Here is a 23,923-nt window from a genome sequence, read left to right as displayed (position 1 = left end):
CCCTTTCCTCCCCCTGTCTCGGAGCGACCTTATGATCCCCGCCCTCCTCCTGCTCGCCCAGGCCGCCGATCCGGTCGCCGCGAGCGTCGCGGCGATGTCGCCCGAGCGCAAGGCCGCGCAATTGCAGAGCACCGCGCCCGCCGACGCCGCCGCGGGCTTGCCCGCCTATGACTGGTGGAACGAAGGGCTGCACGGCCTCGCGCGCGATGGCTATGCCACGGTCTTCCCGCAGGCGATCGGCCTTGCCGCGACCTGGGACGTCGATCTGATGAACAAGGTCGGCACCGTCGTCAGCACCGAGGCGCGCGCCAAGTTCAACGCGCAACCCGCCGCCGCGGATCGCCGCATCTATCAGGGGCTGACGATCTGGTCGCCCAACATCAACATCTTCCGTGATCCGCGCTGGGGCCGCGGGCAGGAAACCTATGGCGAGGATCCCTATCTGACCGGGTCGCTCGGCGTCGGCTTCATCACCGGCCTGCAAGGCCCCGACCCCCGGCACCCGCGCGTCGTCGCGACACCCAAGCATTTCGCGGTGCACAGCGGCCCCGAGGCGGGACGCGACAGTTTCGACGTCGACGTCAGCCCGCGCGATCTCGAGGCGACCTATCTTCCCGCCTTCCGCCGCGCGATCACCGAGGGCAAGGCACAGTCGCTGATGTGTGCCTATAACAGCATCCACGGCGTGCCGGCCTGCGCCGCCTCGTGGCTGATGAACGATCGCCTGCGCCACGACTGGGGCTTCGCCGGCTTCACCGTCTCGGACTGCGACGCGGTGTCGAACATCTCGATCTACCATCATTACCGGCTCGACGCGGCCGGCGCGGCGGCGGCGGGCATCCGTGGCGGGACCGACATCAATTGCGGTACGGCCTATGCCGCCTTGCCCGAAGCGCTCGCCAAGGGCCTCGTCACCCAGGCGGAGGTCGATACCGCGCTGACCCGCGCGCTGCGCGCCCGCCGCGCGCTCGGCATCGCTTACGGGGGCACCAGCCCCTGGGCGAGCATCAAGCCCAGCGAGCTGGCGACGCCCGCGCATCATGCCGTCGCGCTGGAGGCGGCACGCAAGGCGATCGTGCTGTTGCAGAATACCAACGCGCGCCTGCCGCTCGCCGCCGGGAGCCGGATCGCGGTGATCGGCGCCAATGCCGACGATCTCGGCGTGCTGCAGGGCAATTACCACGGCACGGCGATGCACCCGGTGACGCCGCTCGAAGGCCTTCGCCAGCGTTTCGGCGCCGCCAATGTCCGTTATGCGCAAGGCTCGCTGCTCGCCGAAAGCTCGGCGATCGTCGTGCCGGAGACCGCGCTGCGCGCCGACGGCAAGCCCGGCCTGCGCGCCACCTATACCGGCGGCAGCGGCGCACCGACCGTGCGGCAGGACCGTCGCATCGACCTCGACGTCAACCGCGCGCCGCCCGCGCCCGGCCTGCCCGCGATCGGCTATACCGCGCGCTGGACCGGCGAGTTCGTGCCGCCCGCGCCCGGCCGCTACCATCTGATCCTCGACCAGACGCAATGCTGGAAGGATTGCACGGTCCACGACCGCGCGACGCTGACGCTCGGCGGCAAGACGCTGCACGACGGCGATCTGCCCAAGGGCCGCGTCGACCTCGTCATCGACAGCGACGGCACGCCGCAGCCGATCGACATCCGGCTCGACCATCGGTCGGAGGACGACAGCTTCCGTCTGTTGTGGCTGCCGCCCGCCGAGCCGTTGCTCGCGCAGGCGGTCGAGGCGGCGCGCCAGTCCGACGTCGCGGTGGTGGTCGCCGGCCTGTCGCCCGATCTGGAAGGCGAGGCGCTCTCCGTCTCCGTCCCCGGCTTCGTCGGCGGCGACCGGACCGACATCGCTCTGCCCGAGCCGCAGCTGCGGCTGCTCGCCGCGCTCAAGGCGACGGGCAAGCCGATCGTCCTGGTGCTGACCAGCGGCAGCGCGGTGGCGGTCGATCCCGCCGCCGCCGATGCGATCCTCGCCAATTGGTATGGCGGCGAGGCGGGCGGCACCGCGCTCGCCGACGTGCTGTCGGGGGCGACCAATCCCGCCGGGCGCCTGCCGGTGACGCTGTACCGCACCACCGCCGACCTGCCCGCCTTCACCGATTACAACATGAAGGAGCGCACCTATCGCTATTTCACCGGCACGCCGCTGTGGGGCTTCGGCCATGGCCTCAGCTACACGCGCTTCGGCTATGCGGCACCGCGCGGCGCCGCATCAGTCGCGGCGGGCGGCACGCTGACGATCGACACGATGGTGACGAACAGCGGCGCGCGCGACGGCGAGGAGGTGGTGCAGGCCTATCTCGTCCCGCCGGCAGGAACCGGCCTCGGCGGCAATGACGCGGTGCTGCAACGCCAGCTCGTCGGCTTCCGCCGCATCGCCGTCGCGCGCGGGCGCAGCAGCAATGTGCGCTTCACGATCGATCCGCGCGGCATGAGCATCGTCGATCGCGACGGCCGCCGCCACGTCGTCCCCGGCGCCTACCGGCTCTACGTCGGCGGTGGTCAGCCGGGTGACGGCGCGGGGCAATGGTTCGACTTCACCGTGACGGGGACGGACATGGAGCTGCCGAAATGAGCGGAGAACTCCGTGCCGCGGGCGACATCGCCCTGCCCCGCCGCAGCGTGCTCGCCGGCGGGGTCGTGGCCGCCGCGGGGCTGGCGACGCCGGCCTTCGCCGCATCCCTGCCGTCGAAACGACCGGCGCCGGCCGACCGGCGCTTCACCAGCCCCGCGGTGGAGCGCGAGCTGGTCCGCGTCGCCGGCCGGATCGGTGACGACAAGCTGCGCTGGATGTTCGGCAATTGCTATCCGAACACGCTCGACACAACGGTGACGCAGGTCGGCACGGTGGACGGCAAGCCGGACAGCTTCGTCATCACCGGCGACATCCCCTGCCTGTGGCTGCGCGATTCGTCGGCGCAGGTGAAGCCCTATCTCCACCTTGCCCGCAAGGCGCCCGAGCTGCGCCGACTGATCGGCGGCCTGATCGCCCGGCAGGCGCGCTGCATCCTGATCGATCCCTATGCCAACGCCTTCATGGAGGACCCGACCGCCAGGTCGAACCTCGAATGGTCGCAGAAGGACGAGACGGAGATGAAGCCGGGCGTCGCCGAACGGAAGTGGGAGATCGACTCGCTCTGCTATCCGATGCGGCTCGCGCATGGATACTGGCGCGCGACCGGCGATGCCGCGCCCTTCGACGCGACCTGGGCGGAGGCCGCGCGCGCGAGCATCCGCACCTTCCGCGAACAGCAGAGGAAGGACGGCCCCGGCCCGTACAGCTTCCGCCGCTCCGCGCCGCAGCCGACCGAGACGTTGCTCTGGGGTCACGGCCATCCGACGCGGCCGGTCGGGCTGATCCATTCGGGCTTCCGCCCGTCGGACGATGCCTGCCTCTATCCCTTCCTGATCCCGAGCAATCTGTTCGCGGTCACGGCGCTGCGCGAACTCGCCGTCGTCGCCAACGAGGCGCGGCACGATGCCGCCCTCGCCGCCGCCGCCACCGCGCTGGCGGCGGAGGTCGAGGCGGCGCTCAAGGCCTATGGGACGATGCGGCTGCGCGACGGCAGCGAGGTCTGGGCCTATGAGGTCGACGGCTTCGGCAACGCCATCTTCATGGACGACGCCAACGTGCCGTCGCTGTCGGGGCTCGGCTATCTCGGCTGCGTCGACTCGGCCGATCCGCTGTGGCGGCGGACGCAGGCCGCGTGCTGGAGCGCGGCCAATCCGTGGTTCTTCCGCGGCCGCGCCGGCGAGGGCATCGGCGGCCCGCATGTCGGTGCGGGCCAGATCTGGCCGATGTCGCTGACTATCCGCGCGCTTTCCGCGACCGACGACGCGACGATCCGCGCCGCGCTGCGCAGCCTGCGCGATACCGACGGCGGCACCGGCTTCATCCACGAAAGCTTCGACCAGGACGATCCCGCCAAATTCACCCGCGCCTGGTTCGCCTGGGCGAATGGCCTGTTCGCGGAACTCATCCTCCATCTCGCCGCGACCCGGCCCGCATTGCTCAAGGCGCCCCTATGACCGATCGCACCCTTTCCCGCCGTGCGCTGCTCGCCGGCACCGCCGCCGCCGGCCTGCCGCTCGCCCTGCCGTTGCCGGCCCTCGCCGCGGCGCCCGCGCCGGCCAAGGCCAATCTGTTCGTCGGTACCGGCGGCCACGGCCATACCTATCCCGGCGCGACTTTGCCGTTCGGCATGGTTCAGCTCAGCCCCGACACCGATGTCGAGCGATGGGACGCCTGCTCCGGCTATCACCGCGACGATACGTCGATCATGGGGTTCAGCCATACCCATCTGTCGGGCACCGGCATCGGCGACATGCTCGACGTGCTGGTGGTGCCGACGGCCGGCACGAAAACGGGCGGCAAGGTCGAATTGCTGCCGGGGCCGCTCGCCGATCCCGATGCCGGCTACCGCCAGCGGTTCACCGCCGAACAGGCCGAGCCCGGCTATTATCGCGTTGCGCTGGAAAGCGGCGTGCGCGCCGAGCTGACCGTCACCGAACGGACCGGCTATCACCGCTATACCTTCCCCGCGGGTGCGGGGCATATCCTGATCGACCTGTCGCATCTCGTCCTCGACAAGAGCGACCAGCCGCCGCTGATCACCGACGCGAGCCTGACGCTCGACGCCGACGGCACGCTGACCGGGAGCCGCACCGTCAACCGCTGGGCGAAGGGGCGGCATATCCATTTCGCGCTCCAGACCTCGCGCACGCCGAGCCGCGTCACGCTCTATGGCGACGGCGATGCCGGCCAACCCGCCGGCGCGCGCGCAGTGCGGGGCAACCGGCTGAAGGCGGTGCTCCATTATGACGATGCCGGCGGGGCACCGATTTTGGTCCGTTGCGGCATTTCGGGCGTCGACGTCGCCGGTGCGCGCGCCAACCTCGCCGCCGAGGGCAAGAGCTGGGATTTCGACGCGGTGCGCCGCGCCGCGCAGGACCGCTGGGCAGAGGCCTTCGCCGGCGTGCGCATCGCCGGCGGCAGCGCCGATCAGCGCGTCATCTTCGCCTCCGCGCTGTATCATGCGCTGCTCGCGCCGACGCTCTTCTCCGATGTCGACGGCCGCTACATCGGGCTCGACCGCAAGCCGCACCGGCTCGGCGCGGGCGAGCGCGCGTACAGCAGCTATTCGCTGTGGGACACCTATCGCGCGCTGCATCCGCTGCTCACCATCGTCGCCCCCGATCAGGCGCAGGCGCTGGTCCACGACCTGATCCGCCAGACGCAGCAGAGCGTCTACGGCCCGCCGGTCTGGCCGTTGCAGGGGGTCGAGACGGGGACGATGATCGGCTGGCACGCGGTATCGGTCCTCGCCGAGGCGCAGGCCAAGGGGATCGCCGCCGATTATGCCGCCGCCTGGCCGGCGATCGCCAAGCGCAGCTTCGACTTCACCGCGCCCGACCTCGACAACAGCAAGGGCCGCGACGTCTATGACGCCAAGGGCTATGTCCCCGCCGACGTCTGGTTCGAAAGCGTCAGCCGGACGCAGGAATATGCCTATGACGACTGGGCCTCGGCGCACCTCGCCCGCGCGGCGGGGGAGGGCGCCGCGGCGGACCGGCTGCTCAAGCGGTCGGGCAACTGGCGCAACGTCATCGACGGCAAGGCGGGCTTCGCCAAGCCGCGCTTCGCCAACGGCCAGTGGTGGTCGCCCTATGATCCCGTCCAGCTCGGCCATATGCCCAAGCCGTGGTGGCGCGACTATACCGAGGCGAACGGCTGGCAGGCGACCTTCCTCAACCAGCATGACGTCTATGGCCTGATCGACCATATGGGCGGCGATGCGAGGTTCGAGGCGCGGCTCGACGCGCTGTTCACCGCGCCGTCGACGCTGCCGGCCAATGCGCCGCCCGACATCAGCGGCCTCGTCGGCCAATATGCGCATGGCAACGAGCCCAACCATCACGTCGCCTATCTCTACGTCTATGCCGGCGCGGCGTGGAAGACGCAGGCGATGGTGCGGCGCCTGTGCACCGAAATGTACAAGAACGACCCCGACGGGATCATCGGCAACGACGATTGCGGGCAGATGAGCGCGTGGTTCGTGCTGTCGTCGCTCGGCTTCTATCCGGTCGATCCGGTCGAGGCGGTCTATGTCTTCGGCTCGCCCCTGTTCGAACGCGCCGAGTTGCGCCTGCCTGGCGGCAAGAGCCTGACGATCGAGGCGCCGGGCAACCGCGCCGACACGCCGTATATCCGCGCGGTGACGTTCAACGGCCGGCCGTGGACCAAGTCGTGGATCAGCCATGCCGAGCTGATGCAGGGCGGCCGCCTCAGCTTCACGATGAGCGCGATGCCCAACACGGCCTTCGGTGCCGCCAAGGCCGACCGGCCGCCATCGCACGGCCGCGCTGCCAGCGCCTGACCGCCATCCAATCGGAGAGTTTCGTGACCGACCTCAGCCGCCGTACCATCCTCGCCACCGGCCTCGCCGCCACCGCCATGCCCGCGCTCGCCGCGCCCGCCTCCACGGCCGGTACGCCCAAGCCCTATGGTGCGACACCCTCGCCGCGCCAGCTCGCCTGGCATCGCCGCGAACGCTACGCCTTCGTCCATTTCTCGATCAACACCTTCACCAATCGCGAATGGGGCTATGGCGACGAGAGCCCGGCGCTGTTCAACCCGACCGACTTCGCGCCGGACCAGATCGTCGCCGCCGCCAAGGCCGGCGGGATGCGCGGCATCATCCTCACCGCCAAGCATCACGACGGTTTCTGCCTGTGGCCGACGCAGCTGACCGAACATTGCATCCGCAACAGCCCCTACAAGAACGGCAAGGGCGATATCGTCCGCGAAATGGAACAGGCGACGCGCCGCGCCGGCCTGTCGTTCGGCCTGTATCTGTCGCCCTGGGACCGCAATCATCCCGAATACGGCCGCCCCGCCTATATCGACTATTACCGCAAGCAGGTGGTCGAGCTGTGCACCCGCTATGGCGAATTGTTCGAATTCTGGTTCGACGGCGCCAATGGCGGCGACGGCTATTATGGCGGCGCCCGCGAGACGCGGAAGATCGATGCGCCCAAATATTATAACTGGCCGTCGATCATCGCGCTCGTCCACCAGCATCAGCCGATGGCCTGCACCTTCGATCCGCTCGGCGCGGACATCCGTTGGGTCGGCAACGAGGATGGCGTCGCCGGCGATCCCTGCTGGCCGACGATGCCCGATCATCCCTATGTGCAAAGCGAGGGCAACAGCGGCGTCCGCGGCGGTTCCCTGTGGTGGCCGGCGGAGACCGACGTGTCGATCCGGCCCGGCTGGTTCTACCATCCCGACGAGGACGGCGCAGTGAAGACGCCGGAGCGGCTGATCCGGCTGCACGACGAATCGATCGGGCGGGGCACCAACCTCAACCTCAATCTGCCGCCCGACCGGCGCGGTCGCATCCCCGATCACGACGTCGCGGTGCTCAAGAGCTTCGGCGCGGCGCTGGAGGCGAGCTTTGCCAAGGATCTCGCACAGGGCGCGGTCGCTTCGGCGAGCGCGACGCGCGGCGCGGCCTTCGCCCCCGCCAAGGTCCTCGACGGCGATCGTGACAGCTATTGGTCGACCCCCGACGGCATCACCACGCCGACGCTGACGCTCGACCTGCCGCCGGGCCGCCGCTTCGACCTTATCCGGTTGCGCGAATTTCTGCTGCTCGGCGTCCGCGTCACCCGCTTCGCGGTCGAGGCGGAGGTCGGCGGCCGCTGGCAGCGGCTCGCCGAAAAGAGCTGCATCGGCGCGCAGCGGATCATCCGCCTGCCCCGGCCGATCGACGCGCGCCGGCTGCGGCTGGTGATCCTCGACGCCCCCGCCTGCCCGGCGATCAGCGAAGTCGCGCTGTTCCACAGCGTCGCGCCGGTCGCCGTCGCCGCCCCGCGCGTCGCCGATGCTACCGCCCTGTCACCGCGCGGCTGGAAGGTCGTCACGGCGAGCGCGCCGGGCGCCGAAGCTTTGCTCGACGGCAATGGCGACACGATCTGGTCGCAACCCGCCCCCGCCGCGACGCCGGCAAGCGTGACGCTCGATCTCGGCCGCGCGCAGACCGTCGCCGGGTTCAGCCTGACGCCATGGCGGCACCCGGACACCGCCAGCGCGCCGCCGCGCGGCTATCATGCCGAAACCAGCCTCGACGGCACGCACTGGACCGACGCCGGTGAAGGCGAGTTCCAGAACATCGCTTATGCGCTGGCGACGCAGCGTATCCCGTTCGCCGCGCCGCGCGAGCTGCGCTTCCTGCGGCTGAGCTTCCCGGCGACCGCGGTGCCGGCGGCGAAGCTGGCGATCGCCGATGTCGGGGCGTTCAGCGGGTGAAGCGGGGCGGGCTCATGGGCAGCGGCAGGGCATTACGCGCAGCAGTCCCGAAGATTTGACCGCTATTCTCTGCGTGTGCGAGGCTTCCGGTAAAGCGCACCAGGGCTCCCGCCAAGGCGGGAGCCCAGTTCTTCCTGCCGCCAGATCTCGCCCTGCTTGGCCACTGGAGTTCCGCTTGCGCGGGAATACTGGTGTACGCCGAGGTGAGAATTCCGTGAGCACCTACATCGGCGCGACGAGGCCGATTGCTCGACCGACACGGCACCGCCACCGCGAGACGCGGCGCGCCCGCTCAGATCCCGCCGACCGTCACCGTTCGCCCGCCCGCCTCGAGCGCCTGCGTCAGATCGGCGACGCATTGCGCGACCAGATCCGCGTCTGCACTGCGCACGACGAAATTGGCCCCCGTCCGCCCGTCGCGGAAGAAGGGGTAGGACCCGATCGAGACGCCCGCATGCGCCTTCTCCGAGTCGCGCAGCAGATCGGCGACCTCGCTCTCGGCGACCCAGCAGCCGATCGTGCCCGACACCACCGGCCGGCCCCCTTCCAGCGTCCCGGTCAGCGCGTCGAGCATGCCGGCGGTGATATGCGGTACGCCGGCCATGATGAAGATGTTGCCGACCCGGATACCCGGCGCACCCGACACGCGATTGGGGATGAGGCCCGCCCCCGCCGGCACCCGCGCCATGCGCGCCCGCGTCTCGGTCAGTCCGCCGCGCGTCGCATAATAGGCTTCGAGCGTCGCCATCGCTTCGGGATGGTGCTCGACCGCCACGCCCAGCGCCGCGGCGATCGCGTCGACGGTGATGTCGTCATGCGTCGGGCCGATGCCGCCGGTGGTGAAGAGATAGTCGTTGCGCGCGCGCAGGATGTTGACCGCCTCGACGATCGCCGGCTCGCGATCCGGCACGACGCGCACCTCGGCAAGGCGGATGCCCTGGACGTTGAGCCAGCTTGCCAGCTGCGCGATATTCTTGTCCTGCGTCCGGCCGGAGAGGATTTCATCCCCGATCACGACCAGCGCGGCGGTCCAGATACGTTCCTGCTCCATCCCCCGGTCATAGCCTCGCAAAATCGCGGCGACCACGCTATATCGCGGCGATGACCGAATATGTGACCGTTACCTCCGACGCTCCCGAAGGCCGCACCGGCGCGATCAAATTGCACGGCCCGGCCGCCTTCGCCGGGATGCACAAGGCAGGCCGGCTCGCCGCCGAGACGCTCGACATGCTCGTGCCCCATATGGTGCCGGGCGTCACCACCGCGGAGCTCGACCGGCTGATCTACGACTTCATCGTCGCGCGCGACGGCGTACCGGCGACGCTCGGTTATCGCGGTTACACGCATTCGACGTGCATCTCGATCAACCACGTCGTCTGCCACGGCATCCCGTCGGACAAGACGCTTAAGTCGGGCGACATCGTCAATGTCGACGTGACGCCGATCGTCGATGGCTGGCATGGCGATTCGAGCCGCATGTACCTGATCGGCGAGGTGCCGTTGAAGGCGCGGCGGCTGGTCGAGGTGACCTATGAATGCCTGATGCTCGGCATCGAACAGGCGCGGCCCGGCAACCACATGGGCGATGTCGCCAATGCGATCCAGCGCCATGCGGAAAAGCATCGCTATGGCGTCGTGCGCGACTTCTGCGGCCATGGCCTCGGCCGGCTGTTCCACGACGCGCCCGAGGTGGTGCATGTCGGCAAGCCGGGCACCGGCCCCGAGCTCAAGCCCGGGATGATCTTCACGATCGAACCGATGATCAATATCGGCCGCCCCGACGTCAAGCTGCTCGACGACGGCTGGACCGCGGTGACGCGCGACCGCTCGCTGTCGGCGCAGTTCGAACATTCGATCGGCATCACCGAGGACGGCTGCGAGATCTTCACCACCTCCCCCGCCGGCTATCACCAGCCACCTTATGGCTGAGCGTGTCGCATCCGCTTGACGCGCCGGTCTGGCATGCGCTGACGACCCGGCTGGCGCCGCTGGCGAGCGGCGACGGCGAGGCGCGGCGGATCGATCCCGACCATGGCCTGTTTGCGGCACTGGCGCCCGGCGGCCGATCGAACGGCGCGGCGCTGGCCGCACTGGTCGCGCCGGGCGAGACGATCGGCTTGATCGAAGTCGCGCCGGCTGCGACCCTGCCCGGCTTTCACTGCACCAGCCGCGCCGCCTGCCTCCAGATGATAGCGGAAACCCCCGTGGCGGCGGCCGACGATGCCGGGATCCTGCCGTTGGGCGAGGACGATGCCGCCGAGATGCTCGCCCTTGCCACCCTCACCCGTCCCGGCCCCTTCTTCCGGCGGACGCACCGGTTCGGCGGCTTCGTCGGCATGCGCAGCGGCGGCCGGCTGGTGGCAATGGCCGGGACGCGGCTCGCGCTTCCCGGCTTTCGCGAGATCAGCGGCGTCTGCACCCATCCCGATCATCGGGGCGGCGGCAAAGCGGCGCGCCTGATCGCCAGCGTCGCGACGGCGATCCGCGCGGCGGGCGACGTGCCGTTCCTGACCAGTTATGCCGACAATGACGGCGCGATCGCGCTCTATCGCCGGCTCGGCTTTACGCCGCGTGCAACGCTGCGTTTCCATCTGTTCGCCCGCGTCTGACGGACCCTTGGCAGTCCCCCTGCGTTGGCAGCGGCCTGTTCTATCAAAGGCTTAGCATGACCAAACAGGCATTGATCGTCGGCGCGAGCGGAATCGTCGGCAGCGCTACCGCCGCGCTGCTCGTCGAACAGGGCTGGCAGGTCCATGGCCTCGCCCGTCGTCCCGGCGAACAGCAGGGTGTGACCCCGGTCGCCGCCGACCTGCTCGACGCGGCGGGTACCGCCACCGCGCTGGCCGGGCTGCGGCCCGATGCCGTGTTCATCACCACCTGGCTGCGGCAGGACAGCGAGGCGGAGAATATCCGCGTCAATGCGACGATGGTCCGCAACCTGCTCGACGGGCTGCGCGCCAATGACGGCGCGGCGCGCCATGTCGCGCTCGTCACCGGCCTCAAACATTATCTCGGGCCGTTCGAGGCCTATGGCAAAGGCACGCTGCCGCAGACGCCGTTCCGCGAGGAACAGGGCCGGCTCGATGTCGAGAATTTCTATTACGCCCAGGAGGACGAGGTGTTCGCCGCGGCGGAACGCGACGGGTTCAGCTGGAGCGTCCACCGTCCGCATACGGTGATCGGCAAGGCGGTCGGCAATGCGATGAACATGGGCACGACGCTCGCGGTCTATGCGACCATGTGCCGCGAGACGGGGCGACCGTTCCGCTTCCCCGGATCAGCGGCGCAGTGGAACGGCCTCACCGACATGACCGACGCCGGCCAGCTCGCCCGGCATCTGCTGTGGGCGGCGACCACGCCGGCAGCGGCGAACGAGGCGTTCAATATCGTCAACGGCGATGTCTTCCGCTGGAGCTGGATGTGGCAGCGGATCGCCGACTGGTTCGGCGTGGAAGTTGCGCCGTTCGACGGGACGGTGATGCCGCTCGAACAGCAGATGGCGGACGACGCGAACCTGTGGCGCGAGATCGCGACGCGCGAGGGACTGGCTGAGCCCGACCTCGCCCGCCTCGCCTCGCCGTGGCACACCGACGCCGACCTCGGCCGGCCGATCGAAGTCGTCACCGACATGTCGAAGAGCCGCAAGCTGGGCTTCACCGCCTATCAGCCGACCGACGACGCCTTCTTCGCCCTGTTCGAGCGGCTGCGCGCCGACCGGTTGATCCCGTGACGGCACCACGCCGATGAACGACGAGCGATCCGACAAGGGCCGTGCGGTGCCGAGCGGCCGGCTGTCGCGGCTCGGCGCCTTCGGGCGGCTTGCCGCGGGGGTCGGTGGCGGCGTCGTCGCCGAGGGCGCGCGGCGGCTGGCGGCGGGTGAGCGGCCGCGGATGGGCGATCTGCTGCTCACCCCCGCCAATGCGACCCGCGTCGCCGATCAGCTCGCGCATCTGCGCGGCGCGGCGATGAAGCTCGGCCAGATGATCTCGATGGATGCGGGCGACATGCTGCCGCCCGAACTCGCGACGATCCTGTCCCGACTACGCAACGACGCGCACCATATGCCGCCGCCGCAGCTCAACACGGTGCTCACCGCCGCCTGGGGGCGCGACTGGCGACGGCGCTTCGCGCATTTCCAGGCGCATCCCATCGCCGCCGCCTCGATCGGTCAGGTCCATCGCGCCCACCTGCCCGACGGCCGCGAACTGGCGATCAAGGTACAATATCCCGGCGTGATGCAGAGCATCGACGCCGATGTCGACAATGTCGCGACCCTACTGCGCGTCTCTGGCCTGCTGCCCAAGGAACTCGACATCGCGCCGCTGCTCGACGAGGCGAAGCGGCAGCTGCACGAGGAGGCGGATTATCTGCGCGAGGGCGCGATGATGACGCGCTATCGCGACCTGCTCGCGGGCGAGCCGGCGTTCGTCGTACCCGAACTCGATCCCGACCTCACCACCCCCAATGTCCTGGCGATGAGCTATGTCGCAGGCGTGCCGATCGAGACGCTGGAGACGGCGGACCAATCGGTGCGCGACGATGCGATGCACAGCCTGATCGCACTGGTGCTGCGTGAGCTGCTCGACTGGGGGCTGATGCAGACCGACCCCAATTTCGCCAATTACCGCTGGCAGCCCGAGACGGGCCGGATCGTGCTGCTCGATTTCGGCGCGGCCCGACCGGTCGCGCCGGCGACGGCGGCGGGCTATCGCCGGCTGCTCGCCGCCGGCCTGTCGGGCGAGCGCGACGCGGTGCGCGCGGCGGCGATCGCGGCGGGCTTCCTCGGCGAGGCGGCGGCGGCGCGGCATCGTCCGCTGGTCGATGCGATGATCGACGTGATCCTCGGCGAACTCAACCGCCCCGGCCCGTTCGACTTCGGCGACCGCGCCTTCGTCGGCGTCGTGCGCGAACAGGGGATCGAGATGGCACGCGACCGTGCGACCTGGCATCTGCCCCCCGCCGACACCTTGTTCGTCCAGCGCAAGATCAGCGGCACCGCCCTGCTCGCCGCCCGGCTGAAGGCACGGGTCGACATCAGGGCGATGGTCGCCGGACGGGTCTGACGATTACGCCGCCGGCGGGGCGAGCAGTTCGGGTTCCAGCAGGCGGTGGAGGTGGACGACGACGAACTTCATCTCCGCATCGTCGACGGTGCGCTGCGCATGGGCGCGCCACGCCTTTTCGGCGCTGGCATAATCGGCGTAGATGCCGACGATCTCGAGCTGCGACGGATCGGCGAACTCGAGGGTACGGGGGTCTTTGACGCGGCCGCCGAAGACGAGGTGAAGCTTGCTCATGCGCGTATCCCGGGTGTGAGGGTCAAGCCCAGCGCCCTAGCCTGTTGCGCCGCACTATTGAACCCCCGCGACACCGCCGCGCGAACGGCGGCGTCGCGCCGGTATCACGCCTTGTTGGCGGCCGTCTTCACCGCGGCGGAGCCGGCGGTCGAGGCGGCCTTGGCGATGCCCTGGAACAGCGACTTGACCTGATCCTTGGCGGCATCCTTGGACAGGCCGGCATTCTGCAGCTCGCTGGCACCGGCCTCGCGCGCCGCCTGCACGGCGCCGCGTGCCCGCTCGCCGAGCGTCCGGCCGAGCGGAGCGAGCAATTCCTTCTCCTTCGCCGAACGCGGGATCAGCGCGCCGGCGAGCGCGCCGATGGCGAGGCCGCCGGCGACGATCGCCAGCGGATTATGCTCGACCGCATCGGCGGTGCGGCGTGCGGCATCGCTGGCGACATGCTTGGCGTCGTCGATACGGGCGTGGATGTCGTGGCTGTCGGTCATGGGGCTATCCTTTTGCGAACGGGGTCAGTCCTGCGGGCCGAGACCGGGTTCATGGTCGCGGTGGCCCGGCTTGTGCTTGGGCTTGCGGCGAAACAGCGCCGCGATACGGTGACGGGCGAGGAACAGGCCGGCGACCGCAGTGGCGCCGGCGACGGCACCCGGATTGCGCACCGCGGTGTTGAGACTGGCCTGCGCCGCGGCACCGCTCTTGTCGGTGATCTCACGCGCCGCCTGCAGCGCGAGCGTGCGCGGGTTGAGCCGGACCTGCAGCCGCCCCAGCGTGGCGTTGAGCCGCGCGCGTGCCGCCGCTGCCTCGGCTTCGGCCGTCGCGAGACGCAGCGAGGGTTCGGGAGCGCTCATCGCGCGGTGCCCGGCGCCAGCCGGCCCTTGCCGATGATCGCAAGCACACCGGCGATCGCGAACACCGCGATCACCACCGCGGCGGTGGCGAGCCCGGGGCCGATCAGCGTTGCCAGGCTGAGGATCAGCCCGACGAGCAGGGTGATGAGACCGGCGAGCGCCAGCACCGCCGCCGCGACGAAGAAGATCGCCGCGTTGCGATAGGCACTGGCGCGTTCACCGACGCGCGCCTTGACCAGCGCGATCTCCGCGCTGGCGAGGCCACGCGCATCGTCGACGAGCTGCGACAGCAACGTCGGGATGCTTTCGTCCTCGGTGACCGGCTGGGTCGTCGCCATCGTGCGATCAGGCCTTGTTGCTGTCGATGCCGGACTGGACGAGGCGGGCGAGCGCGAAGCCGAGCGCCGCCGCGACGCCGACGGCGACGCCGGGGCTCTTGCGGACGAACTCGCGTGCCTCTTCGAGCAGCTCCTCGACGTCCTTCGCCTTGAGCTGCTCGGCAAAGCCCGAGACGGTACCGGCGGCGGTGCGGGCGTAATCGCCGTATTGCGCGCCGAGCTTGTCATCGACCTGCCCCGCCGCGTCGTTGATCAGCTGCGACAGCTGGTCGAGACCGCCCACCGCCCGTTCCTTGCCGGTATCGGCGAAGGTGCGGATCCGGTCGGTCGCCTGCGCGCCATATTTCGACGAATAGTCTTTCACCGTCTGCTTGGCCTGTTCGGTCGTGCTCGCCGGCGCGGCGGCCGGATCGGCGGCGTCGGTGGTAGTGGCACCGGCGTCGGTGGCGGAAACGGTGGTGAAATCGGTATCGGCCATGGATCGCCCTTTCCTGTGTTCGCAACGCTCAACCCCGGCCCGTCCGGCGCGGTTCCCTCGCCGTGGAGGAGATTGCCGCGACACGGTCGGCACGATAGAGCGCGCCCATCACGCCCCAGAGGTAGGAGCATCGTTACGTGACCGCAATCATCGACATCCATGGCCGGCAGATCCTCGACAGCCGCGGCAACCCGACGGTCGAGGTCGACGTGCTGCTGGAGGACGGCAGCTTCGGACGTGCGGCGGTGCCGTCGGGCGCCTCGACGGGCGCGCATGAGGCGGTCGAGAAGCGCGACGGCGACAAGAGCCGCTGGGGCGGCAAGGGCGTCGACAATGCGGTCGAGGCGGTCAACGGCGAGCTGGTCGAAGCCCTGCTCGGCCTCGACGCGGAGGATCAGGCGGATCTCGACGCGGCGATGATCGAGCTCGACGGCACGGAGAACAAGGGCCGGCTCGGCGCCAACGCCATCCTCGGCGTCAGCCTCGCCGCCGCCAAGGCCGCGGCGGAAGCGCGCGGCATGCCGCTCTACAAATATGTCGGCGGCGTATCGGCGCACGTGCTGCCGGTGCCGATGATGAACATCATCAACGGCGGCGAACATGCCGACAATCCGATCGACTTCCAGGAGTTCATGATCGTTCCCGTCGGCGCGGCGAACATCGTCGAGGCGGTGCGCTGCGGTTCGGAGATCTTCCACACGCTCAAGAAGGCGCTGCACGACAAGGGCCTCGCCACCGGCATCGGCGACGAGGGCGGTTTCGCGCCGAACATCGCCAGCACCGAGGAGGCGCTGGGCTTCATCATGCAGAGCATCGAAAAGGCGGGTTACACGCCCGGCGACGACGTCATGCTCGCGCTCGATTGCGCCGCGACCGAATTCTACAAGGACGGCCGCTACAATATTTCCGGCGAGGGCAAGGTGCTGGAGAGCGGCGCGATGGCCGAATATCTCGCCGACCTGACCCGCCGCTATCCGATTTTCTCGATCGAGGACGGGATGAGCGAGGACGATTGGGAGGGCTGGAAGGCGCTCACCGACCTCGTCGGCGACACGGTCCAGCTGGTCGGCGACGATCTGTTCGTCACCAACCCGAAGCGGCTGAAGCGCGGCATCGACGGCGGCTACGCCAATTCGCTGCTGGTCAAGGTCAACCAGATCGGCACGCTGACCGAGACGCTGGAAGCGGTCAACATGGCGCAGCGCGCGCGCTATACCGCGGTGATGAGCCATCGTTCGGGCGAGACCGAGGATGCGACGATCGCCGACCTCGCGGTCGCCACCAACTGCGGCCAGATCAAGACCGGCAGCCTGGCCCGGTCGGACCGGCTCGCCAAGTACAACCAGCTCATCCGCATCGAGGAAGAGCTGGGCGATTCGGCACGTTACGCCGGTCGCGACGTTCTGAAGGCTTGATCGGGCACGAACGACGAGCGAGGATGCACGGCATGGCGGCGCGCGGACACAGGCAATCGGCATTCCAGCGGACGATGCGGCGTGCCGCCTTGCCCGCGCTCGGGCTGACGATCATGGCGTTCTTTGGCGCCTATGCCGTGCTCGGCCCGAACGGCATCCTCGCTTATGGTGACTACAAGAAGCAGCTGATGCGACGCGAGAAGCAATATGCCGCGCTTGACCAGAAGCGCGCGGTGCTCAAGAACCGCGTCGCCCTGCTCGATCCCGACCATGCCAATCCCGACATGGTCGACGAGATGGTCCGGCGCGAGCTCAACGTCGCCCACCCCGATGAGGTGATCGTGCCCCTCAAGTGATGGTCCGCCTCGCTTCACCGGCGGCGGGGCGCCGGGCTATTCCGACACGTGGCCGGGGCCGAGATCGCGCTCCGCGCCCTTGGTCCGTCCCTCGCCGCCGGTGACGGGATACCCGTCACCGGTCGCGGCATCGCCGTCGAAATCCTCGCCGGGATTGCCGCCACCCGCGCCCGAGCCGCTGCCGTGCACCTCGCCCGTCGCCGGGTCGAAGCTCGCCCGGCGGCCATTGTCGGGCGGGATCGCCGGATCGCGCGGCGGGGCCGGATCGGAGGGGCGCGCGGCGACGGTGCCGCTCGGAGCCTTGGCGCCGAGCGCTTCCTCGCGGGCGATATGGTAATCCTGACCGAAGCTGCCGTCCTGACGGTCGAACGGGTTGCCGCTGGGGTCGCGTTCGGGATCGACCTTGGCGTCGCGGGGCGTATCGGACATGGGACCTCCTGCTGTCGTCCCGGGCCAACGCCCTGCGACCGCCGAATATCCCATCGTACTTTTTGCTACCGACCGGTATAAAAGCCGTTGACGGTACGGAATCACGCTTCTATACCGACCAGTATAGAAGATGAGGGCGACGGAAAACGCTATCATCGATCGGGTACCGGATGCCTTCCGCGACGCGGCGGCAAATGGGGTGCAACAATTCGCGGTCACAGCTCTGCATCGCCATGGATGCGGACGTGGTGACGTGCGGATGCGAAAAGGGAGTGACGCCATGGCTTTTCTTGCTTTTGCCGAACCGGGCAATGCCGGTTACGCGCGGGTGAGCGCCCCTGTGCCGACGCCCGCCCCGTCCCTCACCCTTCCCGCCCCCGCTTCGATAGAGGAGCCGCGCCCCGTGCTGACGGAACTCGAACGCTCGGTGATCGGCATCGCGCGGCAGGACGGCCTGTCGACGTTGCGGCAGCCGGGCCGGCTGACGCGCTGGCTCGGGCTGGTGTTCGGCGTGCGGATCAGCCCGCAGCTCGCCGACCCCAAGCTGGAGGCGCTGCGCCGGATCGCGGTGCTGAGCTGGAAGCGCGGCTATGCGATCGCCTCGGCCGAGGTGAAGGCCTTCCTCGCCTCCGGCTATTCGCCCGCCTTCTACGAGCTGGTCGTCGACACGATCGCTGCGGCACGGCAGGCCGAGGCACGGCGCGGTCGCGCCTGACCCATCGTCCCGAGCGACCGCGGCCGGTTCTGTCGGAGTTGAGCGGCCGGCAGCGGCTGGTTTTCGGCCCGATCCCGGCTTCTGGACGCCGGATTCCGGCGTGTGGATTTGTCGGGCAAATTGACGCGGCGAGCGCCGCCCGATAGCATCCTCTCCATCGCGCGCTGGGACGCGTCAGGGGAGAGAGATGAAGGTTTCGAGGCTGCTGTTCTGTACCGCGCTCGCGGGTCTGGTATCGGGGGGCGCGATGGCGCAGCAGGCGGCGCCAGCCCCTGCCCTGCCGGATACCGTGTCGGTGCGCGGCGATCATCTCGGCGCGAAATATGACCGCCACCTCTTCGGCCAGTTCGCCGAACATCTCGGCACCGGCATCTATGGCGGGATCTGGGTCGGCCCGAACAGCAAGATCCCCAACGTCCGCGGCTATCGCACCGACGTGCTCGACGCGCTGAAGGCGATCAAAGTGCCGGTGGTGCGCTGGCCCGGCGGTTGCTTCGCCGACGAATATCATTGGCGGGAAGGGATCGGGCCGCGCAACAAGCGCCCGGTCAAGGTCAACACCAACTGGGGCGGCGTCACCGAAGACAATGCCGTCGGCACGCACGAGTTCATGGACTATAGCGAGCTGCTCGGCGCCGAGGCCTATGTCTCGGGCAACGTCGGCTCGGCGCCGCCGCGCGAGATGGCCGAGTGGGTCGAATATATGACCTCGCCGACCGGATCGACGCTTGCCAAGGAACGCGCCGCCAACGGGCGCAAGACGCCGTGGAAGCTGGCGATGTTCGGCATCGGCAACGAATTGTGGGGCTGCGGCGGCAATATGACGCCCGAATATGCCGCCGACGAGACGCGGCGCTATTCGACCTTCATCAAGGTGCCCGAAGGCGTCCAGATCATGAAGGTGGCGAGCGGCGCCAATTCCGAGGATTATAACTGGACCGAGGTGATGATGCAGAAGGCGGCGAGCGCCTTCTCCGGCATCGGCGTCCATTATTACACCGTGCCCGGCACCTGGGAGCAGAAGGGCGCCGCGACCGGCTTCGACGAGGAGGCCTGGGCTCGCACCCTGGTCAAGACGATGAAGATGGAGGAACTGCTCCAGAACCATTCGCGCATCATGGACAAATATGATCCCAAGAAGCGCGTCGCGCTGCTCGTCGACGAATGGGGCACGTGGTACGATCAGGAACCCGGCTCGCATCCCGGTTTCCTCTACCAGCAGAACAGCCTGCGCGACGCGGTGGTGGCGAGCCTCAACCTCGACATCTTCGCCCGCCATGCCGATCGCGTCCGCGGCGCCAATATCGCGCAGATGGTCAACGTGCTGCAGGCGATGCTGCTCACCGACGGCAATCGCATGGTCAAGACGCCGACCTATTGGGTGTTCGACCTGTACAAGGGCTATCAGGACGGCACGGTGCTGCCGGTCGAGGTCAGCTCGCACTGGTATCGCAATGGCGGGCATGAGCTGCGTGCGGTGAGTTCGAGCGCGGTGCGCGGCACCGACGGCGTCGTCCATGTCGCGCTGACCAACGTCGACCCCAATCAGGCGGCGAACGTCTCGGTGCAGCTCGCCGGGATCAGCGGCGGGACGGTGAGCGGGCGCATCCTGACGGGTACGACGATGGACGCGCACAACACGTTCGACGCCCCCGATACGATCAGGCCGGTCGCCTTCACCGGCGCGACGCTCGCCAACGGGACGTTGTCGGTCGCACTGCCGGCGAAGTCGGTGGTGATGCTCGACATCCGCTGACATGCGAAGGGCGGCACCCGATGGGTGCCGCCCCGATAAAAAAAGCTCGCCACGGCGCCACGGCGGCGCCGACGCGGTCGATCAGATGAATTCGACCTTCGACACGACGTAATAGCGGTCCCCCGCCGGCACCGAGACCTCGATCTCGTCATCGACCCGGCGGCCGATCAGCGCGCGACCGAGCGGCGAATTGTAGGAAATGCGGCCGGTCTTGGCATTCGCCTCGGTCTGGCCGACGATCTGGTATTTCACCGGCTTGTCGTCGTCGTCGAGCAAGGTCACCGTCGCGCCGAACACCACCTTGTCACCCGACAGGTCGCGCGGATCGATGATCTGCGCGCGGCTGAGCTTGTCCTCGATATCGGCGATCGACGCTTCGATCTGGCCCTGGCGTTCCTTGGCGGCGTGATATTCGGCGTTTTCGGAAAGATCGCCGTGCGCCCGCGCTTCCTCGATCGCATCGACGATCTGGGGACGTTCCGTTTTCAGACGCTTCAGGTCCGCGGTGAGCGTGTCATAGCCCTCCTGGAGCATCGGCATCTTTTCGACGGTCGCCATATCTACGTCCCCAATTCACTCATACCCCGCGGCGGACCACCGGCCCGCCCCGCACATCACGTCATTATGTCGGGATCAGTTGTGCGACTGCGAATAGTAGGATTGCAGAGGCCGTACTTCAAGAGAGGTGACCCCGATTGCCGCCGCCGCTTGCACGCTCGCCGGGGCGGTGGTGAAATAGGGGATCTTCTGCGCCAAGGCCGCCTGACGGATCGGTTTGGAGTCCTTGAGGCTCTGCCACCCTTCGGTGGTGTTGAAGATCAGCGTCACCTCGCCGTCCATGATCCGGTCGAGGATATGCGGCCGCCCCTGTGCGACCTTGTTGACCGTCTCGACCGGCAGGCCGACGCTGGCGAGATAGTCGGCGGTGCCGCCGGTCGCCAGCACCTTGAAGCCGTGCGAGAGCAGCGACTTCACTGCCGGGACGATATGCGGCTTGTCGCCGCTCTTGACGCTGACGAAGGCGGTGCCGCCGGTCGGCAGCACGGTGCCGGCGCCGAGCTGCGACTTGGCGAAGGCGGTGGTGAAATCGGGGTCGATCCCCATCACCTCACCGGTGCTCTTCATCTCGGGCGACAGCACCGGATCGATGCCGGGGAAGCGGTTGAACGGGAAGACGGCTTCCTTGACCGCATAATAATCGATGTGGCGATCGATCGGCGGCAGCTCGCGCAGCATTTCGCCGGCCATCACCCGGCTCGCGATCTTGGCGATCGGAACGCCGATCGCCTTGGCGACGAACGGCACGGTGCGCGACGCGCGCGGGTTGACCTCGATGAGATAGACCTCGCCGTCCTTGACCGCGAACTGGATGTTCATCAGCCCCTTGACCGACAGGGCCTGCGCCAGCGCCACCGTCTGCCGCTCGATCTCGGCGATCGTCTCGGGGTTGAGCGAATAGGGCGGGATCGAACAGGCGCTGTCGCCCGAATGGACCCCCGCCTCCTCGATATGCTGGAGCAATCCGGCGACGACCACCTCGTCACCATCGGAGATCGCATCGACGTCGACCTCGATCGCGTCGCGCAGATACTGATCGATCAGCACCGGCGAGTCGCCCGACACCTGCACCGCGGTCTGGATATAATCGTCGAGCTGCTGGAGCGAATCGACGATCTCCATCGCCCGCCCGCCGAGCACGTAGCTCGGGCGCATCAACACCGGATAGCCGATCCGCTCGGCCGCCGCGACCGCCTCGTCGCGGCTGCGCGCGAGGCCGTTGGCCGGCTGCTTGAGGCGCAGCTTGTTGACCAAGGCGGCGAACCGCTCGCGATCCTCCGCCAGGTCGATCGCATCGGGGCTGGTGCCGAGGATCGGGATACCCGCCTTCTCCAGCGCCCGCGCGAGATTGAGCGGCGTCTGGCCGCCGAACTGGACGATGACGCCGACCAGTTCACCGCGGCTCTGCTCGACATGGAGGATCTCCAGCACGTCCTCGGCGGTCAGCGGCTCGAAATAGAGCCGGTCGGACGTGTCGTAATCGGTGCTCACCGTCTCCGGATTGCAGTTGATCATGATCGTCTCGTAACCCGCGTCGGCGAGCGCGAAACAGGCGTGGCAGCAGCAATAATCGAACTCGATGCCCTGCCCGATCCGGTTGGGGCCGCCACCCAGGATCACCACCTTGCGGCGATCCGACGGCATGCTCTCATCCTCGGGCTCGCCGAACGAGGGCGCCTCATAGGTCGAATACATATAGGGCGTGCGCGCATCGAATTCGGCGGCGCAGGTATCGATCCGCTTGAACACCGGGCGGACGCCGAGCTTGTGGCGCCGCTCGCGCACCTCCTCCTCGGTGACGCCGCCGGTCATCGCCTTGACCGCTTCGTGGATCAGGCCCGAACCGCGCGCGATCCCCCGCTCGTTGCCGCGCAGGTTCGCCGATTTGAGTGCGAGATAGGCGAGCCGCTTGTCGCTGAACCCCATCGCCTTGAGCCGGCGCATCCCGGCGGCGTCGATCGGCAGGCCGTTGGTCGTCACCTCCACCTCGGCGGCGACGATCTCGGCGAGCCGTTCGAGGAACCACGGATCGAATTTGGCGATGGCGTGGATCTCGGCGACGGTGAAGCCCTCGCGCAACGCCTGCGCCGCGACCAGCAACCGGTCGGGGGTGGCCACCGCCAGCGCCGCCTCGATCTCGGCGCGCGGCGCGCCGACCAGCCGGTCGACCTCGTTGAAACCGGACAGGCCGGTCTCCAGGCCGCGCAGCGCCTTCTGCATCGATTCATGGATGTTGCGGCCGATCGCCATCACCTCGCCGACCGACTTCATCGCGGTCGACAGCACCGCCTCGGCGCCCTTGAACTTCTCGAAAGCGAAGCGCGGGATCTTGGTGACGACATAGTCGATCGTCGGCTCGAACGACGCCGGCGTCGCGCCGGTGATGTCATTGTCGATCTCGTCGAGCGTATAGCCGACCGCGAGCTTGGCGGCGACCTTGGCGATCGGGAAGCCCGTCGCCTTCGACGCCAGCGCCGAGGAACGCGACACGCGCGGATTCATCTCGATGACGACGAGGCGGCCGTCCTTCGGATTGACCGCGAATTGGACGTTCGATCCGCCGGTCTCGACGCCGATCTCCCGGAGTACCGCGATCGATGCATTGCGCATGATCTGATATTCCTTGTCGGTCAGCGTCAGCGCGGGCGCGACGGTGATCGAATCGCCGGTGTGGACGCCCATCGGATCGACGTTCTCGATCGAGCAGATGATGATGCAATTGTCCTTGCGGTCGCGCACCACCTCCATCTCATATTCTTTCCAGCCGAGGAGCGATTCTTCGATCAGCACCTCGGTGGTCGGCGATGCGTCGAGCCCCTTGCGGACCATGTCGACGAATTCGGACCGGTTGTAGACGACGCCGCCGCCCGACCCGCCCATCGTGAAGCTCGGCCGGATGATCGCCGGCAGGCCGGTGACCTCGAGCCCGGCGAGCGCCTCCTCGACGGTATGCGCGATCGCCGAACGCGCGCTTTCCAGCCCGATCTTGGTCATCGCCTGCTTGAACTTGAGGCGGTCTTCCGCCTTGTCGATCGCCTCGGCATCGGCACCGATCATCTGGACGCCGAACTTGTCGAGCGTGCCGTCGTGGAACAGCGCCAGCGCGGTGTTAAGCGCGGTCTGCCCGCCCATCGTCGGCAGAACGGCGTCGGGCCGCTCCTTCTCGATGATCTTGGCGACGACGGCCGGCGTGATCGGCTCGACATAGGTCGCGTCGGCCAGCTCGGGATCGGTCATGATCGTCGCCGGGTTCGAATTGACCAGGACGATGCGATAGCCCTCTTCCTTCAGGGCCTTGATCGCCTGCGTGCCCGAATAATCGAACTCGCACGCCTGCCCGATGACGATCGGTCCGGCGCCGATCACGAGGATGGAGGAAATGTCGGTGCGTTTGGGCATGGGTCAGAATTCCGGAACGG

Annotated in this window: 21 protein-coding genes; 12 read left to right on the top strand and 9 right to left on the bottom strand. The window is 68.5% G+C overall.

Translation table 11 applies throughout. From position 1 onward, the window contains the following. Positions 1-31 precede the first annotated feature (31 nt). From PBN85_RS05885 to PBN85_RS05870, 4 genes are read left to right on the top strand one after another with little or no spacing between them, the layout of a single operon-like run. A complete protein-coding gene (locus tag PBN85_RS05885) occupies positions 32-2,578 on the top strand; it encodes a glycoside hydrolase family 3 C-terminal domain-containing protein (RefSeq protein WP_271300434.1) in 2,547 nt (848 codons plus the stop codon). Further along, positions 2,575-4,032 carry a glycoside hydrolase family 125 protein gene (locus PBN85_RS05880; protein WP_271300433.1) on the top strand — a complete coding sequence of 486 codons (1,458 nt, stop codon included), beginning with the start codon at positions 2,575-2,577 and terminating at the stop codon, positions 4,030-4,032. Before PBN85_RS05885 ends, PBN85_RS05880 begins: the two co-directional genes overlap by 4 nt. Beyond that, a complete protein-coding gene (locus PBN85_RS05875; RefSeq protein ID WP_271300432.1) occupies positions 4,029-6,380 on the top strand; it encodes a GH92 family glycosyl hydrolase in 2,352 nt (783 codons plus the stop codon). Before PBN85_RS05880 ends, PBN85_RS05875 begins: the two co-directional genes overlap by 4 nt. Positions 6,381-6,403: 23 nt before the next feature. Beyond that, entirely contained in the window at positions 6,404-8,314 is a 1,911-nt protein-coding gene (locus tag PBN85_RS05870) for an alpha-L-fucosidase (RefSeq protein ID WP_271300431.1), read from the top strand. Positions 8,315-8,606: 292 nt separating this feature from the next. On the opposite strand, the gene PBN85_RS05865 is transcribed toward PBN85_RS05870, so the two are convergent. Beyond that, positions 8,607-9,365: a competence/damage-inducible protein A gene (locus PBN85_RS05865; RefSeq protein ID WP_037530190.1), complete on the bottom strand. Its 759-nt coding sequence runs from the start codon at positions 9,363-9,365 to the stop codon at positions 8,607-8,609. Positions 9,366-9,415: 50 nt separating this feature from the next. On the opposite strand from PBN85_RS05865, the gene map reads away from it, so the two are divergent. From map to PBN85_RS05845, 4 genes are read left to right on the top strand one after another with little or no spacing between them, the layout of a single operon-like run. Then, positions 9,416-10,243, top strand: a complete 828-nt coding sequence (gene map / locus PBN85_RS05860; RefSeq protein ID WP_271300430.1) for a type I methionyl aminopeptidase — start codon at positions 9,416-9,418, stop codon at positions 10,241-10,243. 2 nt (positions 10,244-10,245) lie between these two features. Continuing rightward, complete coding sequence (locus PBN85_RS05855) at positions 10,246-10,923, top strand: GNAT family N-acetyltransferase (protein WP_271300429.1); 678 nt, start codon at positions 10,246-10,248, stop codon at positions 10,921-10,923. A 56-nt stretch (positions 10,924-10,979) separates the two neighbouring features. Beyond that, complete coding sequence (locus tag PBN85_RS05850; RefSeq protein WP_271300428.1) at positions 10,980-12,044, top strand: SDR family oxidoreductase; 1,065 nt, start codon at positions 10,980-10,982, stop codon at positions 12,042-12,044. A gap of 13 nt (positions 12,045-12,057) precedes the next feature. Next, on the top strand, positions 12,058-13,377 hold the full coding sequence (locus PBN85_RS05845) for an ABC1 kinase family protein (protein ID WP_271300427.1): 1,320 nt from the start codon (positions 12,058-12,060) through the stop codon (positions 13,375-13,377). Positions 13,378-13,380: 3 nt separating this feature from the next. Here PBN85_RS05845 and PBN85_RS05840 read toward each other — a convergent pair whose 3' ends face one another. The 5 genes from PBN85_RS05840 to PBN85_RS05820 all read right to left on the bottom strand — a co-directional run bounded on the left by PBN85_RS05840 (position 13,381) and on the right by PBN85_RS05820 (position 15,275). Then, complete coding sequence (locus PBN85_RS05840; protein WP_037530177.1) at positions 13,381-13,611, bottom strand: DUF4170 domain-containing protein; 231 nt, start codon at positions 13,609-13,611, stop codon at positions 13,381-13,383. A gap of 104 nt (positions 13,612-13,715) precedes the next feature. After that, complete coding sequence (locus PBN85_RS05835; protein WP_051583137.1) at positions 13,716-14,099, bottom strand: hypothetical protein; 384 nt, start codon at positions 14,097-14,099, stop codon at positions 13,716-13,718. Between the two features lie 24 nt (positions 14,100-14,123). Then, a complete protein-coding gene (locus tag PBN85_RS05830; RefSeq protein WP_271300426.1) occupies positions 14,124-14,459 on the bottom strand; it encodes a DUF3618 domain-containing protein in 336 nt (111 codons plus the stop codon). After that, positions 14,456-14,797, bottom strand: coding sequence for a phage holin family protein (locus PBN85_RS05825; protein WP_271300425.1), 342 nt, complete (start codon positions 14,795-14,797; stop codon positions 14,456-14,458). The genes PBN85_RS05830 and PBN85_RS05825 overlap by 4 nt, the downstream gene beginning before the upstream one ends. Positions 14,798-14,804: 7 nt before the next feature. Beyond that, positions 14,805-15,275, bottom strand: coding sequence for a hypothetical protein (locus PBN85_RS05820; RefSeq protein ID WP_271300424.1), 471 nt, complete (start codon positions 15,273-15,275; stop codon positions 14,805-14,807). A 137-nt stretch (positions 15,276-15,412) separates the two neighbouring features. Here PBN85_RS05820 and eno point away from each other — a divergent pair, with 137 nt between their 5' ends. Together eno and PBN85_RS05810 are read left to right on the top strand one after the other, a co-directional pair. Next, positions 15,413-16,690 (top strand): phosphopyruvate hydratase, encoded by a 1,278-nt coding sequence (gene eno / locus PBN85_RS05815; protein WP_037530167.1) that lies wholly within the window; start codon positions 15,413-15,415, stop codon positions 16,688-16,690. 32 nt (positions 16,691-16,722) lie between these two features. Then, positions 16,723-17,046 (top strand): FtsB family cell division protein, encoded by a 324-nt coding sequence (locus PBN85_RS05810; protein ID WP_051583136.1) that lies wholly within the window; start codon positions 16,723-16,725, stop codon positions 17,044-17,046. Positions 17,047-17,082: 36 nt separating this feature from the next. On the opposite strand, the gene PBN85_RS05805 is transcribed toward PBN85_RS05810, so the two are convergent. Next, positions 17,083-17,475: a hypothetical protein gene (locus PBN85_RS05805; RefSeq protein ID WP_271300423.1), complete on the bottom strand. Its 393-nt coding sequence runs from the start codon at positions 17,473-17,475 to the stop codon at positions 17,083-17,085. 403 nt (positions 17,476-17,878) lie between these two features. Here PBN85_RS05805 and PBN85_RS05800 point away from each other — a divergent pair, with 403 nt between their 5' ends. Both PBN85_RS05800 and PBN85_RS05795 read left to right on the top strand, forming a co-directional pair. After that, positions 17,879-18,190 carry a hypothetical protein gene (locus tag PBN85_RS05800; RefSeq protein WP_271300422.1) on the top strand — a complete coding sequence of 104 codons (312 nt, stop codon included), beginning with the start codon at positions 17,879-17,881 and terminating at the stop codon, positions 18,188-18,190. Positions 18,191-18,377: 187 nt separating this feature from the next. After that, positions 18,378-19,946, top strand: a complete 1,569-nt coding sequence (locus PBN85_RS05795; RefSeq protein ID WP_271300421.1) for an alpha-N-arabinofuranosidase — start codon at positions 18,378-18,380, stop codon at positions 19,944-19,946. Positions 19,947-20,027: 81 nt separating this feature from the next. On the opposite strand, the gene greA is transcribed toward PBN85_RS05795, so the two are convergent. Together greA and carB are read right to left on the bottom strand one after the other, a co-directional pair. Then, complete coding sequence (gene greA / locus PBN85_RS05790) at positions 20,028-20,504, bottom strand: transcription elongation factor GreA (protein ID WP_037530161.1); 477 nt, start codon at positions 20,502-20,504, stop codon at positions 20,028-20,030. A gap of 75 nt (positions 20,505-20,579) precedes the next feature. Continuing rightward, positions 20,580-23,903 carry a carbamoyl-phosphate synthase large subunit gene (carB, locus tag PBN85_RS05785; protein ID WP_271300420.1) on the bottom strand — a complete coding sequence of 1,108 codons (3,324 nt, stop codon included), beginning with the start codon at positions 23,901-23,903 and terminating at the stop codon, positions 20,580-20,582. Positions 23,904-23,923: the final 20 nt, after the last annotated feature.

This window comes from Sphingomonas sp. CV7422 (genome assembly GCF_027945725.1).
In the GTDB taxonomy this organism is placed as follows: Bacteria; Pseudomonadota; Alphaproteobacteria; order Sphingomonadales; family Sphingomonadaceae; genus Sphingomonas; species Sphingomonas kyungheensis.
The sequence above is the reverse complement of the archived record's forward strand: the minus strand, read 5'-3'. Positions and strand labels throughout refer to the sequence as shown.